This is a genomic window from Candidatus Vesicomyosocius sp. SY067_SCS001, from assembly GCF_014706615.1.
In the GTDB taxonomy this organism is placed as follows: domain Bacteria; phylum Pseudomonadota; class Gammaproteobacteria; order PS1; family Pseudothioglobaceae; genus Ruthia.
The window spans coordinates 949,915-971,018 of record NZ_CP054877.1; the positions used below are offsets into that span (position 1 = coordinate 949,915).

The following is a 21,104-nucleotide window of genomic DNA, read 5'->3' on the forward strand; positions in this document are numbered from 1 at the left end:
TCCTTATATAAAAAAATTAATTCATAACTTCCAACCCACCCATATAACTCTGTAAAACAGAGGGGATTTTAATACTTCTATCAGCTTGCTGATAATTTTCCAATACTGCTACTAACGTTCTACCAACTGCTAATCCTGAGCCATTTAATGTGTGTAATAATTCTAATTTATTAGTTTCTTTATTCTTATATCTTAATTGCAAACGTCGTGCCTGGAAGTCTTCAAAACAAGAACAAGAAGAAATTTCACAAAAAACATTTTGTCCAGGTAGCCACACTTCTAAATCATAGGTTTTAGAAGCAGAGAAACCAAGGTCTCCAGCACATAAGCTAATTTTTCTATAAGGCAATTCTAATGCTTGTAAGATATCTTCAGCATGTGTAGTTAATACTTCTAAAGCTTGGTATGAATCTTGTGCTTTAACTACCTGCACTAACTCAACTTTCTCAAATTGGTGTTGACGAATAAGGCCGCGAGTATATCGTCCATAACTACCTGCCTCTGATCTAAAACTAGGTGTATGAGTCACAAACTTAAGAGGTAAATCATTCTCTTTAATAATCATATCACGCATCATATTAGTCACAGGCACTTCACCAGTTGGAATTAGATACAATGTCTTTGTTTCTCCCTTCTCACCATGCAAATATGTTTTAAATAAATCGGCTTCAAACTTTGGTAACTGACCTGTGCAAATCAAGGATTCTGTATTCACTAAATAAGGCACATAAGCCTCAGTATAGCCATTAACTTCACTATGTCGATCTAACATAAATTGTGTCAATGCGCGATGCAAACGTGCAATTTTTCCAGTCATAACAGAAAATCTAGCGCCAGAAATCTTAACTGCTATCTCAAAATCTAGCCCATACATCGCACCCAAATCAACATGGTCTTTTACATCAAAATCATACTTACCTAATTTACCCCATTTTGATACCTCAATATTATCCTCTTCAGTTTTACCATTAGGTACAGAATGATGAGGAATATTAGGCATCGATAAAACAATTACATCAATTTCAGATTGAATCAATTGTAAATTTGATTTTGACAAATTCAACTTAATGCTTAAATCTGAAACATTCTTTAATAAAGACTCAATATCTTCACCAGAAGATTTAGCTTTTCCAATCTCCTTAGACTGCATATTGCGTAGATTTTGCAAATTTTGAGTTTCAATTTGAATTTTTTTTCTACTACTTTCTAATTCAAAAAATTGATCAACATCAAAATAAAAATATCTCTTCTTTAAGGCATTAGCAACAGCTTTCATGTCTAATCTAAGTTGTTTTTTACTTAACATTGTTATATAATAATTTAATTATATACATTATATTCCTAATTACACCAGGTCTAACTTTAAAAACTAACTTTGGAAATTATACTATGTTTAATTCATTTTCAAGCAACGATGCTTGCCAGCTATTAGCTAATGGCGCTCAATTAGTTGATGTCCGTTCCAGTAATGAATTCGCTCAAGGTGCACTACCAAATGCAATAAACCTACCATTACAGTCTATTATGAGTGCTGATAGCATCATAGACCGTAATAAAGCTGTTATTCTTTATTGTGTTACAGGTGTTCGTTCATCAACTGCTAAAAATTATTTAATACAAATGGGTTATAAAAATGTTAACGATTTAGGCTCATTTAAAAATTACAACTGTGAATAACACAATACAATAATAATGGTATAAACTTATACAATGAGAGTTAAAAGCACTTGGCACAAAAATCAAGTGAAAACCATTGATGACATTGCTAGCACACTAGCATTTAATTCATGGCGTATTACTAAAAATCATCTAGAAGATTTAATTAACGAAGCATTCGTAATTGAGAAAGCACAAGTATTTGATGTAATATCTGAATACTTATACTTCTTAATTCAATGTATTGATAGATTGATTCTTGATAAATTAAATTACAATCAACGTCGAACATTGATTATCAAACTTGCCAAACAATCAGCTACTTGTTTTCATGAAAACAAACAAGAACGTATTGGTTCAGGAGAATATTGGAAGGACTTTATTCAAACTTATAACACCAGATCTCAAAACTACGCCAATTATGAATTTACAAATGGTGAGCCTAGTTATCATTTCTTAAGATACTTTGCAAAGAAAATCCAAGAAGCTATGACCAATGTTGATTCAAAATGGATTATACAACAAATTATTGAAATTCAAGCACTAAAAGCCTTTAAATCAATAAAAATAAGTATTACAAATTTGATAGCAGTTGAAAAAATAATATTTAAGGCAGAAAAATTAAAAAATAAAAACAAGATCCCTAGATCTAAACGAAAATCAATTCTCTCTAAATTACAATAAAAATTTCAACTCACTCATAATAATATCAAAAAATAGGAGCTAATATGATTGCAATATGCCTAAATTGTAATAAACTTAACAACATTCCAAAAAACAAATTAAAGAACAAACCTAATTGTGGTAAATGCAAAAATCCAATATATAGCGGTCATCCTATTGATATAAATGGTATACAACTTACTCGTGCAATAGAAAAAACTGATGAATTATTGGTAGTTGATTTTTGGGCAACCTGGTGTGGTCCCTGCAAAACATTTGCTCCTACTTTTAAACAAGTTACAACACAACTTGAACCTAACGCCAGATTTATCAAAATTGAAACTGAAAAAGAACAAGTAATTTCTACTAAACACAATATTCGCTCTATTCCAACATTAGCCATTTTTAAAGATGGTAAAGAAATAGAGCGCATTTCTGGTTCAATAAATACCCAAGATTTTATTAATTGGGTTAATCAATATACATAAAAAAAAAGAAGGAACAACAACCCCTTTAAACATAAATTTATCTAGGAGCTCTAAATTTAAAGCCTAGCAATGTCCTACTCTCACATGGGGAGTCCCCACACTACCATCGGCGCTAAGTGGTTTCACTTCTGAGTTCGGTATGGAATCAGGTGGGTCACACTCGCTATTGTCACTAAGCAAACTGGTTGTATAATTGTGTATAAATCACAATTATAATTAATTAAAAAGTTTTTATACCATAACTAATAGTTAGAAGTTATGACAATCAAATACATTTATAAAGTTTATATTCTTATCAGCGTATTACATGACACATCAAACACAAAAATTACAGATTCATTTAAATAATTTGGGTGTTATATGGTCAAGCCTCACGATCAATTAGTACAGGTTAGCTTCACACGTCACCGTGCTTCTACACCCTGCCTATCAACCTCGTAGTCTTCGAGGGATCTTTAGGAGTGTTTAAACACTCAGGGAGACCTAATCTTGGGAGAGGCTTCCCGCTTAGATGCTTTCAGCGGTTATCCTTTCCACACATAGCTACTCGGCAATGCGACTGGCGTCACAACCGAAACACCAGAGGTGTGTCCATTCCGGTCCTCTCGTACTAAGAACAGCTTCCCTCAAGTCTCCAACGCCCACGGTAGATAGGGACCGAACTGTCTCACGACGTTCTAAACCCAGCTCGCGTACCACTTTAAATGGCGAACAGCCATACCCTTGGGACCTACTTCAGCCCCAGGATGTGATGAGCCGACATCGAGGTGCCAAACACCGCCGTCGATGTGAACTCTTGGGCGGTATCAGCCTGTTATCCCCGGCGTACCTTTTATCCGTTGAGCGATGGTCCTTCCACTCAGAACCACCGGATCACTAAGACCTAGTTTCCTACCTGCTCGACGTGTCAGTCTCGCAGTCAAGCACCCTTTTACCTTTGCGCTCATTGCACGATGTCCGACCGTGCTGAGGGTACCTTTGCGCTCCTCCGTTACTCTTTAGGAGGAGACCGCCCCAGTCAAACTACCCACCATGCATTGTCCCTGATCCAGATAATGGATCTAGGTTAGAATTCCAACCATACTAGGGTGGTATTTCAAGGATGGCTCCACTCAAGACTAGCGTCTAAGTTTCAAAGCCTACCACCTATCCTACACAAATAGGATCAAAATTCAATGCAAAGCTGTAGTAAAGGTGCACGGGGTCTTTCCGTCTGGCCGCGGGTATACTGCATCTTAACAGCAATTTCAATTTCACTGAGTCTCGGGTAGAGACAGTGTAGCCCTCGTTACGCCATTCGTGCAGGTCGGAACTTACCCGACAAGGAATTTCGCTACCTTAGGACCGTTATAGTTACGGCCGCCGTTTACTTGGGCTTCGATCAAAAGCTTCGGATAAATCCTAACCTCATCAATTAACCTTCAAGCACCGGGCAGGCGTCACACCCTATACGTCCACTTACGTGTTTGCAGAGTGCTGTGTTTTTAATAAACAGTCGGAGCCACCTGGTATCTTCAACTCTTACCAGCTTCATTCAGCAAGTAAAATTACCGGCAAGAGCACACCTTCTCCCGAAGTTACGGTGTCATTTTGCCTAGTTCCTTCACCCGAGTTCTCTCAAGCGCCTTAGAATTCTCATCTCGTCCACCTGTGTCGGTTTGGGGTACGGTTTCATATAACCTGAAGCTTAGAGGATTTTCCTGGAAGCATGGTATTACGCACTTCTCCCAAAAGAGGGATCGTTATCACGCCTTAAAATATAGAGTTCCGGATTTTCCTAAAACTCATTTCTACACGCTTGAACTTGGACAACCATAGCCAAGCTGCGCTAACCTTCTCCGTCTTCCCATCGCAGTTATATGAAGTATAGGAATATTAACCTATTTCCCATCGACTACGCATTTCTGCCTCGCCTTAGGGGCCGACTAACCCTACGCCGATTAACGTTGCGTAGGAAACCTTGGACTTCTGGCGAGGGGGTTTTTCACCCCCTTTATCGTTACTCATGTCAGCATTCGCACTTCTGATACCTCCAGTAAACCTTACAGTTTACCTTCAACGGCTTACAGAACGCTCTCCTACCATTGCAATAAATTGCAATCCGTAGCTTCGGTATGTAGTTTTAGCCCCGTTAAATCTTCCGCGCAAACCGACTCGACCAGTGAGCTATTACGCACTCTTTAAAGGAATGGCTGCTTCTAAGCCAACTTCCTGGCTGTCTTGGCCTTTTCACATCGTTTCCCACTTAACTACAATTTTGGGACCTTAGCTGACGGTCTGGGTTGTTTCCCTTTCCACTACGGACGTTAGCACCCGCAGTGTGTCTCCCATGCTCATACTTGTCGGTATTCGGAGTTTGCAATGGCTTACTAAGCCTTGACGACCCGCTAACCATAACAGTGCTCTACCCCCGACAGTAATACATGAGGCTCTACCTAAATAGATTTCGGAGAGAACCAGCTATCTCCGGGTTTGTTTGGCCTTTCACCCCTATCCACAGCTCATCCCCTCATTTTTCAACATAAGTGGGTTCGGGCCTCCAGTTAGTTTTACCTAACCTTCACCCTGGCCATGGATAGATCACCCGGTTTCGGGTCTACTCCCAGCAACTAAACGCCCATTTAAGACTCGGTTTCCCTACGGCTCCCCTATTTGGTTAACCTTGCTACTGAGAAGTAAGTCGCTGACCCATTATACAAAAGGTACGCAGTCACAGAATAAATCTGCTCCTACTGTTTGTATGCATACGATTTCAGGTTCTATTTCACTCCCCTCCCGGGGTTCTTTTCGCCTTTCCCTCACGGTACTTGTTCACTATCGGTCATTAGAGAGTATTTAGCCTTGGAGGGTGGTCCCCCCATATTCAAACAGCGTTTCACGTGCGCCGCCTTACTCGATTTAACATAAATTAAACTTTCCTATACGGGATTATCACCCTGTATCATTGAACTTTCCAGAACATTCTAGTAATTTAAAATATGCTTAAGGGCTGGTCCCCGTTCGCTCGCTGCTACTAAGGGAATCTCGGTTGATTTCTTTTCCTCTAGGTACTTAGATGTTTCAGTTCCCTAGGTTCGCTTCCTTAACCTATTCTATTCAGTTAAGGATAATGGTCTGATGACCACTGGGTTTTCCCATTCGGAGATCTCCGGATTAAAGCTTATTTATCAGCTAACCGAAGCTTATCGCAGATTATCACGTCCTTCATCGCCTTCTAATGCCAAGGCATTCATCATATGCACTTATTCACTTGACCATATAACCCCAAATTATCTATTTATACTTTATCTATGTACTGTATAAATTTTTTGCTTAATTAACTATTTAGCAAAGCTAAACCTCTTAATCACTCAAAAAAATACTTTGCAAATAAATAAAATTCAAAACCTTATAATATTGGTGTTTATAGTTAGTATTTCACCTTGAAGTCACAAATTATGATAAATCACAATTGGTGAATTCTTTTTATTTCATTGAAAAATTAATTTCTCAATGAGAATCCATATTTTTTGAAATTGTTGTGTCAATGCAATACACCAATACAGACTATTATGATAATAATCTTCGCGTTGTTATATTGTATATTTACAAACTTTACTTCATGTATTAAATTGTTAAAGAGCTCTACACTCGAAGGCGCAGTATAAAAACTTAAACAAAACAACAATTAAAAATTTTTTTGTTTAAGTTTTCTTTGCACAATAAAAGAATACTTGGTGGAGCCAGGGAGGATCGAACTCCCGACCTCTTGCGTGCAAGGCAAGCGCTCTCCCAGCTGAGCTATGGCCCCTTTTTGCTTACAGTATAAACTATATAAACTATAAGTTTATTATAAAAGGGGACTTAATTAAACTTACGTAATAAACGATGGGCCTGAAGTAATCATAACGCAAAATTTGGTGGGTCTGGATGGATTTGAACCACCGACCTCACCCTTATCAGGGGTGCGCTCTAACCAACTGAGCTACAGACCCAAAATTATTTGTCTATTTTTATTATTTTATGCAATTATCATAAAAATTATCGCACAAATAGTGTGAGGTAATTTTTATTACCTTTATCATTATTAAACAACTTGTTGTGGACACTCATACTTTTCTTAAGGAGGTGATCCAGCCTCACCTTCCGGTAAGGCTACCTTGTTACGACTTTACCCCAGTCATGAATCACACCGTGGTAACCGTCCTCTATAAAATAGTTAAACTAGCTACTTCTGGTGCAACCCACTCCCATGGTATGACGGGCGGTGTGTACAAGACCCGGGAACGTATTCACCGTAGCATTCTGATCTACGATTACTAGCGATTCCGACTTCACGGAGTCGAGTTGCAGACTCCGATCCGGACTACGAAAAGATTTGTGAGATTAGCACCACCTCACGGCTTAGCGACCCTTTGTCCTTCCCATTGTAGCACGTGTGTAGCCCTGGTCGTAAGGGCCATGATGACTTGACGTCGTCCCCGCCTTCCTCCGGTTTATCACCGGCAGTCTCCTTATAGTTCCCACCGTTATGTACTGGCAAATAAGGATAAGGGTTGCGCTCGTTACGGGACTTAACCCAACATCTCACGACACGAGCTGACGACAGCCATGCAGCACCTGTATCCGCATTCCCGAAGGCACCAATCTATCTCTAGAAAGTTTGCGATATGTCAAGACCAGGTAAGGTTCTTCGCGTTGCATCGAATTAAACCACATGCTCCACCGCTTGTGCGGGTCCCCGTCAATTCCTTTGAGTTTTAACCTTGCGGCCGTACTCCCCAGGCGGATAACTTAACGCGTTAGCTTCGCCACTAAAGGGTACCCCCCCCAACGGCTAGTTATCATCGTTTACGGCATGGACTACCAGGGTATCTAATCCTGTTTGCTACCCACGCTTTCGTACCTCAGTGTCAGTATTAGTCCAGAAAGCTGCCTTCGCCATTGATGTTCCTTCTGATATCTACGCATTTCACCGCTACACCAGAAATTCCACTTTCCTCTCCTATACTCTAGTCTTCCAGTTTCAAATGCAGTTCCTAGGTTGAGCCCAGGGCTTTCACATCTGACTTAATAAACCACCTACGCACGCTTTACGCCCAGTAATTCCGATTAACGCTTGCACCCTCCGTATTACCGCGGCTGCTGGCACGGAGTTAGCCGGTGCTTCTTCTAAAAGTAACGTCAAAAATAATAGATATTAGCCATTATTTCTTCTTCCTAATTGAAAGTGCTTTACAACCCTCAGGCCTTCTTCACACACGCGGTATTGCTGGATCAGGCTTGCGCCCATTGTCCAATATTCCCCACTGCTGCCTCCCGTAGGAGTCTGGACCGTGTCTCAGTTCCAGTGTGGCTGATCATCCTCTCAGACCAGCTAAAGATCGTCACCTTGGTGAGCTTTTACCTCACCAACTAGCTAATCTTACGCAGGCTCATTTGATAGCGAAAGCATATATAATTAGAGGCCTTCTTTACTTTATCAAGATTATGCGGTATTAATCCGGATTTCTCCGGGCTATCCCCCACTATCAAGCAGATTCCTACGCGTTACTCACCCGTCCGCCACTCGACGCCTACTAGCAAGCTAGTATCGTTTCCGTTCGACTTGCATGTGTTAAGCATACCGCCAGCGTTCAATCTGAGCCAGGATCAAACTCTTCAGTTCAATTCTAACTATTTAGAACATCTAAAAACAATTCAAATAAATAAAATTTGCTTTATGTTCAATTTTTTTAAAAGCTTATTTGCTTTAGTTTTTAATGTGCACTTGCACAATTTTATTGTACGAGTGCCCACACAAGTTGTTTAATATATTTTTAAAGAGCAACTACAACATTAAATTGATAAAGCAATTTTTTTGCTACAGTTAAAAACAAAAAATTATACAGATAACAACTAATCTGTCAAGTATTATTTTTAACTTTATACTTTCCAGTCCTTATTTAATTAAAAATTAAGGACATTTTCATATAATATTACAAATTATAATAAAGAAAAATTAATTAAATTAAATATTAATTAACATTATCTTTACCAAGATGATAACTTAATCCTTTGAAATCACTCTATTAAGCCAATCATCAGCTTGATTAATATCAACAATTACATGATTGGAATTCACCATTTCAAGATCATTATCATTCCAACCTTTAATTCCCATTTTTAATGAACGAACCTTAGTAAAGCCCATTTGTTGCATAGTCAAAGTTGCAAGTACACTACGATTACCTGAGCGACAAATAACAACAATATCTTGGTTTATTGCTTGTACTAATTTTGGCACAGTGTTATCATAATTCCAAACACACGCACTCTCAAGTATACCTCTAGGAACATGAATTGAATTTTTAATATGCATCATATCAAATTCATCTTGCTCACGAATATCTAATAATATTAAATCTATATTTTTTTGAATCTCTTCTTCTAAGTCCCACGAAAATACCTCAATCACTGATGTTAATGCTTGTGCTACTAATTTTTGATATCTATCCATTGATTTTATTTACAATAACCTTTTTGTGTAACCATTACTGCTACTTCAACGCGTGAGCTTAGTGATAATTTTTTAAGAATTGACTTGACGTGTAGTTTAACTGTACCATCAGAAATACCCAATTCTCTAGCAATGACTTTATTACTATAACCACTAGACACCTGGCAAGCTACTTCTTTTTCTCGACTAGTTAAGGAGTCAAAAGAAGGCTCATTGTCGGTTAATTCATCCCGTAAAGCCTTTGCTAGTATATATCTCATATCTTGTGCAACAACAATTGAACCTTTGATAACTTCATCTAGAGCATCGACTAGTTCATCTGGATCCATGTCTTTTAATAAATAACCTTGGGCGCCATGTTTAAGACAACTACGTAAATCATATTCTTGGGTACTAGTAGTTAACATCACAATTGGTATTGTAATATTCTTTGTTTTGAGTATTTTTAACACTTCAAGTCCAGACATTTGAGGCATGCGTAAATCTAATAGAATAATATCTACTGATAAAGAAGGAATTTCTATCAAACCTTGCTTTGGCGAAGCAGCAGCACTGGCACTAATTTGTTTAGATTCCAATAAAGCAATGAGTCCATTACGAAACAAGGCGTGATCATCAATAATGTAGATTTTCACGATACCTTCTGGAAATTGACTATAACACGTGTACTTCCATCAACTCCTGATTCGATTTTAATACTAGCACCAATTCTTATTGCTCGTTCTTTCATAATATTCATACCAATATTATTTCCCATTACTTCACTTTCATTTTGGTCTTTTTCAAATCCAACACCATCATCTTCAATCAATAATTGACAATTAGGTTCTGCTAAAAGCAAAACACGTACATTACGAGCTTTAGCATGTTTACGTATATTAGACAATGCCTCTTGGGTGATACGCATAATTTGCATTTCTACTTCTGGAGATACTTGTAACTTCCCCTCAACCTGTAAATAGGTAGCAATACCTTCTTCTGACATAAATCGATTAAGTAAAGTTGTTAAAGAAGCCTTAATTCCTTTAGGATCTAACGGTATACGAAAATTATACATAAGTTCACGTAACTCTTGGTTTGCTTGAGTAATATTAGACTGTAGGCTTAGCACTTTATCGTTTGCATCAGATTTTTTACCTACTTTAAGTATGTTTCCAAGTGCTGTTACTTGTAATTTTAAACTATAAATAGTTTGTGCTAATGAGTCATGTATTTCTTGTGATAAAAATAAACGTTCTTGTGACAATTCCATACGTTTAGTTTGGATATCTAGCCAAGCTTTATCTAATGAAATAGCAATATTTTCAGCAATAGAACTAAGTAGTACACGCTCATCAAAAGCCAATGATGGCAATGTATCAAAAAACAAATTAAAGGTACCTAATGTTTTTCCATGATACCTAAGTGGTATAAATATCGTACCAACACTTGCTTTGGTTTGAGATTTCTTACCGACACATTGTGCACAGGTATGTACGCTAAATTGTACACAAGTATCACTTGCCATAGCCACTTCACCACAAAAACAGTCTGCACTTAATACATCTATTACTTGTCCTTGTTTATCAATTACACCCTGTGTTGCCATCAAGTGAAGCTGACTATCATCAGATAAACTACGTGCAGCACCTGATGAAGCACCAGTCATCTTAATAAGAATGTCTAAAAAGTGTGCAAATAATTCATCAATTGAATGTATTTTATTAAGTTTTGATGACACACTATATAACGTTTCTAAAGAGGCAGATTTTTTACTTAAACGCTGAACTTGTTTATTTAAAATACTCTCCATATCATCATATAAACATTGATTTTCATCAATTAGATGATTAATCGCTTTTGCAACAGGCTGAAACGTGGTTTTTTGATTATCACTTAAACGTACACTTTGACTAAACTTATAACCATCTACCCAACTTTGCAAGTCGCTAAATGGAGATAAGAAATCTTGACGAATAGACAAGTATAGGCCCAAGTAGACCAATAAAATTAGAATAACCAATAATATATCAACTACGCTAGTCATTGTATAAGAAAGCATCGCTTCATACATTAACAATGGTGAAAGCAAAATCGTGACTAAAAAGTAAATATAAAATTTAGTTTTAATATTCATTATTTTTTAGTTTAAAACCAAAAAACAGGCCTTTCTTATTTTATTTCCCAATACAAAAAGAAGAAAATATTTCATCAAGTAAATCATCCGATGAAAATTCACCAGTAATACTACCCATAAATTGACCAGCAAAACGTAAATCTTCAGCCATTAACTCTATTGCGCCATTTTCTAATTGCATAGTAGCATTTCCAATAGACACTAATGATGCTTCTAGAGCAATGATATGACGTCTTCTAGCAAGCACAATTCCTTCTGATAAATCTTCTAATCCTGAAATATTAAATAACTCTTTTCGTAATAATTTTATACCTTCTGAATACTTAGCTGAAACTGACAATTGCACAATATCATTAATCACTTCTCTTTTAATAACGCCATTCGTTAAATCCACCTTATTTTTAATCAACAATAAAGATTGATCATTAATATTTTTAGGTAGTATGGATAAATCTGGCTTATCATCTTGCGCGTCAAATACCATTAGCACTACATCAGCATGCTCAATCTCAAAATTCGCTCTCTTGATACCTTCTTTTTCTATCTTATCATGGCTATTACGTAGACCTGCTGTATCAATAATATTAAGTGGTACGCCATTTACATGAACAGTTTCTTTCAGAACATCGCGCGTTGTACCTGCAATATCAGTCACAATAGCGCTAGATTCTTGTGTAAGTGCATTAAGCAATGAAGACTTACCAGCATTGGGCTTCCCAGCAATAGCAACATTCAACCCTTCTCTTAAAATAACACCTTGTGTGGTAAATTTTAAAATAGTTTCAACTGTCTGTTTGATGTCTTTTATTTTACATTTAACTTGATCTGATTGCAAAAAATCAATTTCCTCATCCGAAAAATCTATAGTTGCTTCAACAAAAACTCTAAGCTCAATAATAGATTTAGTAAGTGCATTTATTTGATTAGAAAACTCACCCGATAAAGACCTAAATGCTGACTTAGAGGCTCGTTTTGAATTAGCATTAATCATATCTGCAATCGCTTCTGCTTGTACCAAGTCCATTTTTCCGTTTAAAAAAGAACGCTTTGAGAATTCACCTGACTCAGCTAGTTTAGCACCAATGGATATGGCAGATTCCAGTAAAGAGCGCATACCAATCATACCACCATGTCCTTGAAACTCTAATACATCTTCACCTGTAAATGAGTATGGCTTTGGGAAAAACAAAGCAATTCCTTTATCTATTTCAGTACTTTCTTGATCAAAAAATAAGCCATAATATGCATATCGTGGTTTGGGAATAAACCCAAGCATTTTTTTTGCAATAACTTTACATAATGGTCCTGATACACGCACTATGCCAATACCCCCTTTACCAACACTACTGGCTAATGCGCAAATTGTTGTTTTACCGCTATTCATTAATTTTTAAGATATTTTATAAAATACTCAGTTAGAAATGTATCAAAATCTACCAAATCAGAAGCTTCAATTTGGAGTTGTTTTTGACATGAAACCTTTGCTTGATGATCTAAATAATCGAAATGTTTCTTATTTATTGTATTAAATAAGAACTCACTCCTATATTTCTTAGATAATGAATTAGTGTAATCAAAAAAACCCTGATTACGGCTTTTCATCTGACTAAGAGCTATCGCAGAAGGTGTTAAATCTGGATTGTTAATACGACATGCTATATCTCGAATAGACACTTGATGGCTTTCACTTAATAACGCTGTACAATATTCCATCTTAGTGATAATATCAGTCCCCCACTTCTGGCGTGAAATCTGTTTACCTTTGTACATTAGCATTAATTTAGGCTTACGACCTTCATGGGCAACTAGCTGATCATTAGTGTCAATTCCAAACTGTTCTGAGGTAGAAATAGCACAAGATGGCTCAAGTAAACAAAACAACATAAACGCTTCTAAAAAATGAATTTGTGGCTTATCGATACCCAATGATAAAAGTGGATTAATATCTATCGACCTTAGCTCAACATAGCCAATACCGCTACTACTTAGCGTATTTAAAGAATTTTTATTTGACTCAAGAAACGGTTTCGGACGTACAGAAGCATAATACTCATTTTCAATCTGTAAAATATTAGTATTAAGCTGCTGATATTTCCCGTGACGTTTTACACCAATCATTTCATACTCAAAACAAGAAGTTTGCATCCCTACTTTAAGGCTGTTTATATAATGACTCAAACTGTTGTAATTAGCTTTAACACCTGCTTCATCCTCAGCTAAATTTTGATAACCAATATCTCCCATACGCAAAGAGGTAGCATAAGGCTCGTACAAAGTTGAATCATTAAATTCAACCAACGAATGGGCATGGTACCCTTTTAAGAATGACTTACATACAGCAGGTGATGCTCCAAATAAATAAGGAATTATCCAACCATAACGCACTATATTACGGATTAGACCCATATAGCCATTATCAATAAATGACCTTAACACTTCTGTAGGAGCAAATAATCTTTTATATTGTTTCCAAAATTTATTAGAAAATGAATAATTAAAATGAATTCCTGCAATAGTTTGCATAACACTACCGTAACGGTTTGCTAGTCCTTGACGATAAATTGTTTTCAACATTCCTTGGTTAGAAGTTCCATATTGAGCTATAGGAATGGTAGTTTCACCACGAATAACGCAAGGCATGCTAGTTGGCCAAAAATTTTGATCTTTAGGCAAATGATGATACAAATAATACTGCGTATTTTCTAAAAAAGATAACATCTCTACTGCCCCACTAAGCGGGGGTGTTACCAATTCTACTAAAGATTCAGAAAAATCTGTGGTAATATTGGGATGCGTTAAGGCACAGCCTAAAGCATAAGGATGCGGTACTTGAGAAATTCCACCTTTCCTTGACACTCGCAATCCTTCTTTTTCCAAACCCATTAAATTACCTTTCAATAGTATATCAAATGGTTTTAATCGTTGAATTTTTTCCTTTAATTGCAAAACAAATCCAGATATTAAAATAGTACTATTTTACATTAGGACAACTCATGAAAACAATCAAGGCAATTGTAGTTATTTTACACAACAAAAACCAAGTAATACTAAATACAAAACGTAAAAAAAGTTGATGAATAGTTTATTAAAGTTACATGATGACAGAATTATAAAATATTGAATCAAAATAACAGCCATAATTAGAGAACTAAATAAAGAGTTAGATAAATACAAATTAAGCAACTAACTCTTAATACAACTAAGATACATAAGTATAAAGGCAGAACTGTTTAGTTAAATATTCATAATATACATCTAACATACAAAGACATCTTTTGGTATTAAAGGTTAAACAATATATTAGATTGGTATTAAACAAGCATTAAATAATTGTAAACTACTACCTTCCATGAAAACATTTATCAATTCCATTGCTCTGCCAAATAAATATTGGATCACCCCATCAAACAACCATCAAAGTAATAAATGGATGAAAAACTTTAACCAAAAACTAACACAAAATATAAAACTCATCCAACTTAGAAGTAAAACCAAAATTAATAATAACTTTATACAACAACTTCACAATAAATGTAAACAACATAACGTCAAATTACTGCTTAATATCGTCAATAAAACTTTTAATGAGGCTTATTGCGATGGCTGGAATCTAACTACCGATGAGATGCTAAAATTTAACAAAAGACCTTGCGCTAATAATAAACTCTTAGGTATATCTACACACAACCTAACTGAAGCATTAAAAGCTCAAAAAATAGGCGCTGATTTTATTATTATCTCCCCCGTACAAGCTACAAGAACCCATCCTGAACTTCTGCCATTAGGCTGGGATAGTGCTAAAGAAATCGTGAATACACTCAACATTCCTGTCTACTTTTTAGGAGGTATGAAACTCCAAGATCTAAAAAAAACCCACCAACTTGGTGCACAAGGTATTGCAGGCGTCAGTACCTTTTAGAAGATTAAAATTGCTAAAAAATACATTTTAAATATTAAAAAACTCTCGTTGTTCAATAATGATCATAACATATAGATGCAAAATTAATAAAAAAAATCTTAAACATTTAAGCTAAAGACCTTGAATTAATAAAAACTAACAAACATAGATTATGTTCTTTGTGATACAAATATTAAAACTATGTGTGATCAGTATAGAACATATATAAATTGTATATGATATAATTTATCACTTAAAATAGTAAGCATTTTACTTACTGCATACGTGTTCTATTTTATACAATTTAAGCGCTATTGATGACTAATTACACGTTTCCTAAAAGTTCTTAATACCAACCCATAAAAATAAAATCAGTGATTTATCTAATAATAAAACTATCACTAATTTTATACACTAAAAACTGTTAATTTCATAGCTAAAATACGCTACGTAAGGTTGTTTGGAAACTAGTCCCTAGTAAAAACCATGTTGTATTATTAAATATATCGGCTCTAAATCAATAGTATTCTTTATCAGAACCTTTAAGTCACTCATTATAAATGAAGTTAATAATAATGCTAACTTCATTTTAATATGGTTAAAATTTTATTATCGAATTTATATAAATTTATTACCTTTGATGTTTTCAAGATGAACACCTATCCTACTAAATTAAGTTAAATGGGCGAATTACACTATGATAAACCTAACAACATATACAAAGTACCTTCTAAAATTCTAAATCCGACTCTTTTCATAAAAGAGGTATCAATACCGCTATAAACATCACAATCAAATACAAGTAGTGCTTGTTTAATATTTATTCGATTAAAAAGAGTTAAAAATATCTGAAAACATTCATAATTTATAAATTTCTAGTTTAATACTAATTGACATAATTTGTACTACCTAACAAATAATACTTTAGATTGTTTAATTTGGCATATTTGTGCGTATTTAATTAATACTAGTAGTGGGAAATTTTGATTTTTTGAAGGGGAAATAATGACTAACATTAAATAAAAATTTAAAGCAAAAATTAATCAATAATTCTGTCTTAATATAATTTCTAATGCACCACTTTTATGGTGCATTAGAAACATCAATAGAATATTTTTTACGTTATAATTAAAAGGTTTTTAAATTTATTTTATTTTATAGATTATAACCTATGAAAACCCAATTATTACACCTGCCTAAAGCTCGTGGTCTTTATCATCCAAATAATGAAAAAGAAAACTGTGGCATAGGATTTATCGCTCATATCAAAGGTAAACCTTCAAACCAAATTACCCTTGATGCCTTAGAAATGCTATCCAGAATGGAACACCGTGGGGGTTGCGGGTGTGAGACCAATACTGGTGATGGTGCTGGTATTTTAACCAATATTCCACACGAATTTTTCATTAAAGAAATTAAGCGTTTATTTGGTGTATTAGTTGAAAAAGGTACTTATAGCGTTGGTAATATTTTCTTGCCACAAGATAAAAAACAAAGAGTACATTGCATGGATTTATTAGAAAAATCTATTGTATGTGAGAATCAAACTTTTATTGGCTGGCGTAATGTGCCTATTAATACTAATAAGGCCAATATTGGTAATATTGCTAGAAAATCTCAACCTGTAATTAAACAACTCATTATTACTCGTGCTAAAGGGCTCGACACACCAGCTTTTGAGCGTGCATTATTTATTATTAGAAAACACACCTCAAACATCATTAGAACAGATAAGACCTTATCTCAAGCATTATTATTTTATATTTGCAGCATGTCAAGTAATATTATTATTTACAAAGGCATGTTGCTAGGATCACAAGTGCTTGATTTTTATCAGGATTTATCTGATATTAAGTATTCAACCTATCTAGCAATGGTACACTCACGTTTCTCAACCAATACATTTCCTTCATGGGATAGAGCACAACCTTGTCGCTATATGTCGCATAATGGTGAAATCAATACCAGACAAGGTAATTATAATTGGATGCATGCTAGAGAAGGTGTATTGAAAAGTAAACTTTTTAAGAATAATTTAAACAAAATCTTACCTGTAATAGAAACTGAAGTTTCTGATTCTGGTAGTTTTGATAATGTATTAGAATTTTTGATGATGAATGGTCGCACTTTACAAGAAGCAGCATTAATGATGGTACCTGAGGCCTGGCAGAATGACAACAATATGAGCGCTGAAAAAAAAGCATTTTATGAATATCTCTCTAACATTATGGAACCATGGGATGGTCCTGCTTCTATTGCTTTTACTGATGGTTTTTATATTGGTGCAATGCTTGATCGTAACGGTTTACGTCCTTCACGCTACTACATAACCCACGATGAGCGTGTTATCATGGCAAGTGAAGTAGGTGTAGTCGATGTAGCAACCAATAATATCAAAACTAAAGGAAGATTACGTCCAGGAAAAATGTTTTTGGTTGATTTTAGCAAAGGTAAGTTAGTTGATGATGAAACAATTAAATCTGAATTTGCAGCAAAAAATCCTTACCAAGCCTGGTTAAATATCCAGCAAATACATCTATCAGAATTTCACTGTCAAACTAAAGTACATAGCCTCCATACAGAATCATTAATTCATCGTCTAAAAACGTTTGGTTATAGCACAGAGACCTTACAATTTATGTTGTTACCACTAGTTAATGAGTTACGTGATCCAGTAGGATCTATGGGTAATGATTCAGCACTAGCTTGTTTATCTAGCCAATCTCGTATTATTTACGACTATTTTAAGCAATTATTTGCACAAGTCACCAACCCAGCAATTGACTCTATTCGCGAAGAAGTAGTAATGTCATTACGTTGTTCCATTGGACCAGAAGGAAATTTATTACATGATAAGGCTGAAAATGCTCACCGTTTAGTTATTGAACATCCAATTTTAACCAATAAAGAGGTTACCGCATTAAAACATTGCAACCATCGTAACTGGACGAGCAAAACTATCGACATCACTTATGATATTAATAAGGGTAAAAAAGTATCTGAATTACTAGATGATATTTGTACCCAAGGCTCTCAAGCCATTAAAAATAAAAACAATTTAATTATATTATCTGACCGTAATATTGATAAAAATCGTGTTGCAATATCTAGTCTATTAGCCTCTTCTGCCCTACATAGGCACTTAGTTGCCAGTACCGAACGAACCCAGGTTGGCATTATTGTTGAAACAGGTGAGGCTCGTGAAGTTCATCATTTCTGTTTAATGGTAGGATTTGGCGCAGATGCAATTAATCCATATCTTGCATTTGAAGCGTTATGGCAAGCACGTCGTGATGAAATAATTGATATTAAAAGTGATGATGCTATCATATCTTCCTATCGAAAAAGCATTGCTAAAGGCATGTTAAAAGTCATGGCAAAAATGGGCATTTCTACCTTAGAATCTTACAAAGGTGCACAAATTTTTGAAGCAGTAGGCCTAGCACCAGAAATAATGGATAAATGCTTTTTTGGCACAGCATCTCGCATTAACGGTGTTAATTTTGATATTTTGCAAACAGAAAGTGAAAAACGCCATCAAAATGCCTACCAAACCAATTCTTTAGACAATTTTGGTCAATACTATTGGCGTAGTGGTGGAGAAAAACACATGTGGGATCCACAAACAATTTCTAACTTACAAAATGCGGCACGCAATAATAACAAATCAGCTTATTTGGCATTTTCTAAACATGCCAATGAACAAGGCACACGAAACTCAACGTTACGTGGGCTTATGTCTTTCAAGAAAGGAAATCCAATTTCCATTGACAACGTTGAAAATATTAAAGAAATTGTTAAACGATTTGCTACAGGTGCTATGAGCTTTGGTTCTATTTCATCAGAATCACACGAATCACTAGCTATTGCTATGAACCGTTTAGGTGGAAAATCAAACACAGGTGAGGGTGGCGAAGACAAAAAACGCTGGACGCCAGATATTAATGGTGACTCACGCCGTAGCGCCATTAAACAAGTAGCCTCTGGTCGTTTTGGTGTAACCATTGACTATCTTAACAATGCAGATGAGATTCAAATTAAAATCTCACAAGGTGCAAAACCTGGCGAAGGCGGTGAATTACCTGGTGCTAAAGTAGATGAAAATATCGCTTCAATACGCCATTCTACACCGGGTGTAGGGCTTATTTCCCCACCACCTCATCATGACATATATTCAATTGAAGATTTATCGCAACTTATTTTTGATTTAAAACACTCCAATCCATCAGCACGCATTAGTGTGAAATTAGTCGCAGAGATAGGTGTGGGAACGATTGCTGCAGGTGTTGTTAAAGCAAAATCGGACCATATTGTTATCGCCGGTCATGACGGCGGGACAGGTGCTTCTCCACTAACCTCAATCAAACATGCAGGTTTGCCTTGGGAGTTGGGCTTAGCTGAAACTCATCAAACATTAGTAATGAATGGATTACGTTCACGAATAGTTATTCAAATAGACGGACAATTAAAAACAGGTAGAGATGTTGCTATTGGCATTCTTTTAGGTGCTGAAGAATTTGGATTTTCAACTGCACCCCTAATCACATTAGGATGTATTATGATGCGTAAATGTCATCTAAATACTTGTCCAGTTGGTATTGCTACACAAGATACAGAATTACGTAAAAAATTTACAGGCAAGCCTGAACACGTTGTTAACTACCTATTTATGGTAGCTCAAGAATTACGTTTAATAATGGCAGAACTTGGTTTCAAAACTATTAATGAGATGATTGGTCGTGTTGATATGTTACAAATGAATCAAATACTTAACAATTGGAAACAAGGAACTATTAACTTAGATGCATTATTAACACCAGCCAAAAAACCTAATAAACACACAGATACTTATCAAACTGTTACCCAAGACCATCAATTAGATCAACAAATTGACAATAAACTAATTACAAAATCAAAATTAGCTGTTAAAAATACCGAAAAGATTCATATCAATTCTATTATCACTAACGTTGATCGTGCCGTAGGCACAATGTTGTCCTCATATATTGTTAAAACAAGAGGGGCTAATAACTTACAAGACAACACTATTCATATTAGTTTTAAAGGCTCAGCAGGACAATCTCTTGGTGCATTCCTAGCAAAGGGCGTTACTTTAGAAGTTGAAGGGGATGCTAATGATTATGTTGGAAAAGGAATTTCAGGAGGTTGTATTATTGTTTACCCACCTAAGAATTCAACCTTTCACGCTGAAAATGAAATTATTGCTGGCAACGTTTGTGGTTATGGTGCAACTGCTGGTGAAATATATTTATCGGGCTGTGTATCTGAACGCTTCTGCGTACGTAATTCAGGAGCTATCGCTGTAGTAGAAGGAATTGGTGACCATGGTTGTGAATATATGACTGGTGGTCGAGCTATTATTCTAGGTGAAGTTGGTCGTAATTTTGGCGCTGGCATGAGTGGTGGTATTGCTTATATTTATAACCCACATCATACATTTGAATCTATGGCCAATCTAATCATGATTGACCTTGACCCCATGGATAATGAAACACAAATAGAATTGAAGCAATACATCAATAATCACGCTAAATATACTGAATCAAAAATAGCTATACATATTCTTGACAACTGGCACAGTGAAATCAAACATTTTATTAAAATCATGCCAAAAGATTTCAAACGTGTTTTATCCAAAAAAATTACATCAAACCAAATAACATAACACTACAAATTGAAAGTGAATAAAGTCTAAATACACTTATTAAATAACAAGATTAACACTGAATATTCACCAAACAAGAGCAAGAACTAAAATTACATTATAAACCATAATGACAAGAT

11 protein-coding genes, 2 tRNA genes and 3 rRNA genes are annotated in these 21,104 nt (G+C 35.5%); 5 read left to right on the forward strand and 11 right to left on the reverse strand.

Annotated elements, in window-relative coordinates; translation table 11 throughout:
• Positions 1-16: 16 nt before the first annotated feature.
• Positions 17-1,306 (reverse strand): serine--tRNA ligase, encoded by a 1,290-nt coding sequence (gene serS, locus HUW60_RS04565; protein ID WP_190600349.1) that lies wholly within the window; start codon positions 1,304-1,306, stop codon positions 17-19.
• A gap of 83 nt (positions 1,307-1,389) precedes the next feature.
• Between serS and HUW60_RS04570 the strand changes: the two genes are divergently transcribed.
• Genes HUW60_RS04570 through trxC form a run of 3 tightly spaced genes read left to right on the forward strand, consistent with a single transcriptional unit; the run spans position 1,390 to position 2,807 of the window.
• Entirely contained in the window at positions 1,390-1,677 is a 288-nt protein-coding gene (locus HUW60_RS04570; RefSeq protein WP_238924471.1) for a rhodanese-like domain-containing protein, read from the forward strand.
• 33 nt (positions 1,678-1,710) lie between these two features.
• Positions 1,711-2,340: a hypothetical protein gene (locus HUW60_RS04575; RefSeq protein ID WP_190600351.1), complete on the forward strand. Its 630-nt coding sequence runs from the start codon at positions 1,711-1,713 to the stop codon at positions 2,338-2,340.
• Positions 2,341-2,384: 44 nt separating this feature from the next.
• Positions 2,385-2,807 (forward strand): thioredoxin TrxC, encoded by a 423-nt coding sequence (gene trxC, locus HUW60_RS04580; RefSeq protein ID WP_190600352.1) that lies wholly within the window; start codon positions 2,385-2,387, stop codon positions 2,805-2,807.
• Positions 2,808-2,868: 61 nt separating this feature from the next.
• Here the strand turns inward: trxC and rrf are convergent.
• The 10 genes from rrf to gshA all read right to left on the reverse strand — a co-directional run bounded on the left by rrf (position 2,869) and on the right by gshA (position 14,347).
• Positions 2,869-2,984 (reverse strand): 5S ribosomal RNA (gene rrf / locus HUW60_RS04585).
• A 183-nt stretch (positions 2,985-3,167) separates the two neighbouring features.
• Positions 3,168-6,063 (reverse strand): 23S ribosomal RNA (locus tag HUW60_RS04590).
• 458 nt (positions 6,064-6,521) lie between these two features.
• Positions 6,522-6,597 (reverse strand) — tRNA-Ala (locus tag HUW60_RS04595).
• Positions 6,598-6,704: 107 nt separating this feature from the next.
• Positions 6,705-6,781, reverse strand: a tRNA-Ile gene (locus HUW60_RS04600).
• Between the two features lie 126 nt (positions 6,782-6,907).
• Positions 6,908-8,454: ribosomal RNA gene (locus HUW60_RS04605) — 16S ribosomal RNA — on the reverse strand.
• Together the 16S, 23S and 5S rRNA genes with 2 tRNA genes alongside form the textbook arrangement of a ribosomal RNA operon.
• 381 nt (positions 8,455-8,835) lie before the next feature.
• Positions 8,836-9,285, reverse strand: a complete 450-nt coding sequence (locus HUW60_RS04610) for a rhodanese-like domain-containing protein (RefSeq protein ID WP_190600353.1) — start codon at positions 9,283-9,285, stop codon at positions 8,836-8,838.
• Between the two features lie 5 nt (positions 9,286-9,290).
• Positions 9,291-9,920 carry a response regulator gene (locus HUW60_RS04615; protein ID WP_190600354.1) on the reverse strand — a complete coding sequence of 210 codons (630 nt, stop codon included), beginning with the start codon at positions 9,918-9,920 and terminating at the stop codon, positions 9,291-9,293.
• Positions 9,917-11,401 (reverse strand): histidine kinase, encoded by a 1,485-nt coding sequence (locus HUW60_RS04620; RefSeq protein ID WP_190600355.1) that lies wholly within the window; start codon positions 11,399-11,401, stop codon positions 9,917-9,919. The genes HUW60_RS04615 and HUW60_RS04620 overlap by 4 nt, the downstream gene beginning before the upstream one ends.
• A gap of 40 nt (positions 11,402-11,441) precedes the next feature.
• Entirely contained in the window at positions 11,442-12,785 is a 1,344-nt protein-coding gene (mnmE, locus tag HUW60_RS04625) for a tRNA uridine-5-carboxymethylaminomethyl(34) synthesis GTPase MnmE (RefSeq protein WP_190600356.1), read from the reverse strand.
• Positions 12,785-14,347: a glutamate--cysteine ligase gene (gshA, locus tag HUW60_RS04630; RefSeq protein ID WP_190600357.1), complete on the reverse strand. Its 1,563-nt coding sequence runs from the start codon at positions 14,345-14,347 to the stop codon at positions 12,785-12,787. Before gshA ends, mnmE begins: the two co-directional genes overlap by 1 nt.
• Positions 14,348-14,750: 403 nt before the next feature.
• Between gshA and HUW60_RS04635 the strand changes: the two genes are divergently transcribed.
• Complete coding sequence (locus HUW60_RS04635; RefSeq protein WP_190600358.1) at positions 14,751-15,320, forward strand: thiamine phosphate synthase; 570 nt, start codon at positions 14,751-14,753, stop codon at positions 15,318-15,320.
• 1,150 nt (positions 15,321-16,470) lie between these two features.
• Entirely contained in the window at positions 16,471-20,985 is a 4,515-nt protein-coding gene (gltB, locus tag HUW60_RS04640) for a glutamate synthase large subunit (protein WP_190600359.1), read from the forward strand.
• Positions 20,986-21,104: the final 119 nt, after the last annotated feature.

Coding starts and splice junctions, on each gene's coding strand:
- mnmE (WP_190600356.1), bottom strand. CDS start 12,785: ATGAATAGCGGTAAAACAACAATTTGCGCATTAGCCAGTAGTGTTGGT.
- trxC (WP_190600352.1), top strand. CDS start 2,385: ATGATTGCAATATGCCTAAATTGTAATAAACTTAACAACATTCCAAAA.
- HUW60_RS04575 (WP_190600351.1), top strand. CDS start 1,711: ATGAGAGTTAAAAGCACTTGGCACAAAAATCAAGTGAAAACCATTGAT.
- HUW60_RS04570 (WP_238924471.1), top strand. CDS start 1,390: ATGTTTAATTCATTTTCAAGCAACGATGCTTGCCAGCTATTAGCTAAT.
- gltB (WP_190600359.1), top strand. CDS start 16,471: ATGAAAACCCAATTATTACACCTGCCTAAAGCTCGTGGTCTTTATCAT.
- HUW60_RS04620 (WP_190600355.1), bottom strand. CDS start 11,401: ATGAATATTAAAACTAAATTTTATATTTACTTTTTAGTCACGATTTTG.
- HUW60_RS04635 (WP_190600358.1), top strand. CDS start 14,751: ATGAAAACATTTATCAATTCCATTGCTCTGCCAAATAAATATTGGATC.
- HUW60_RS04610 (WP_190600353.1), bottom strand. CDS start 9,285: ATGGATAGATATCAAAAATTAGTAGCACAAGCATTAACATCAGTGATT.
- serS (WP_190600349.1), bottom strand. CDS start 1,306: ATGTTAAGTAAAAAACAACTTAGATTAGACATGAAAGCTGTTGCTAAT.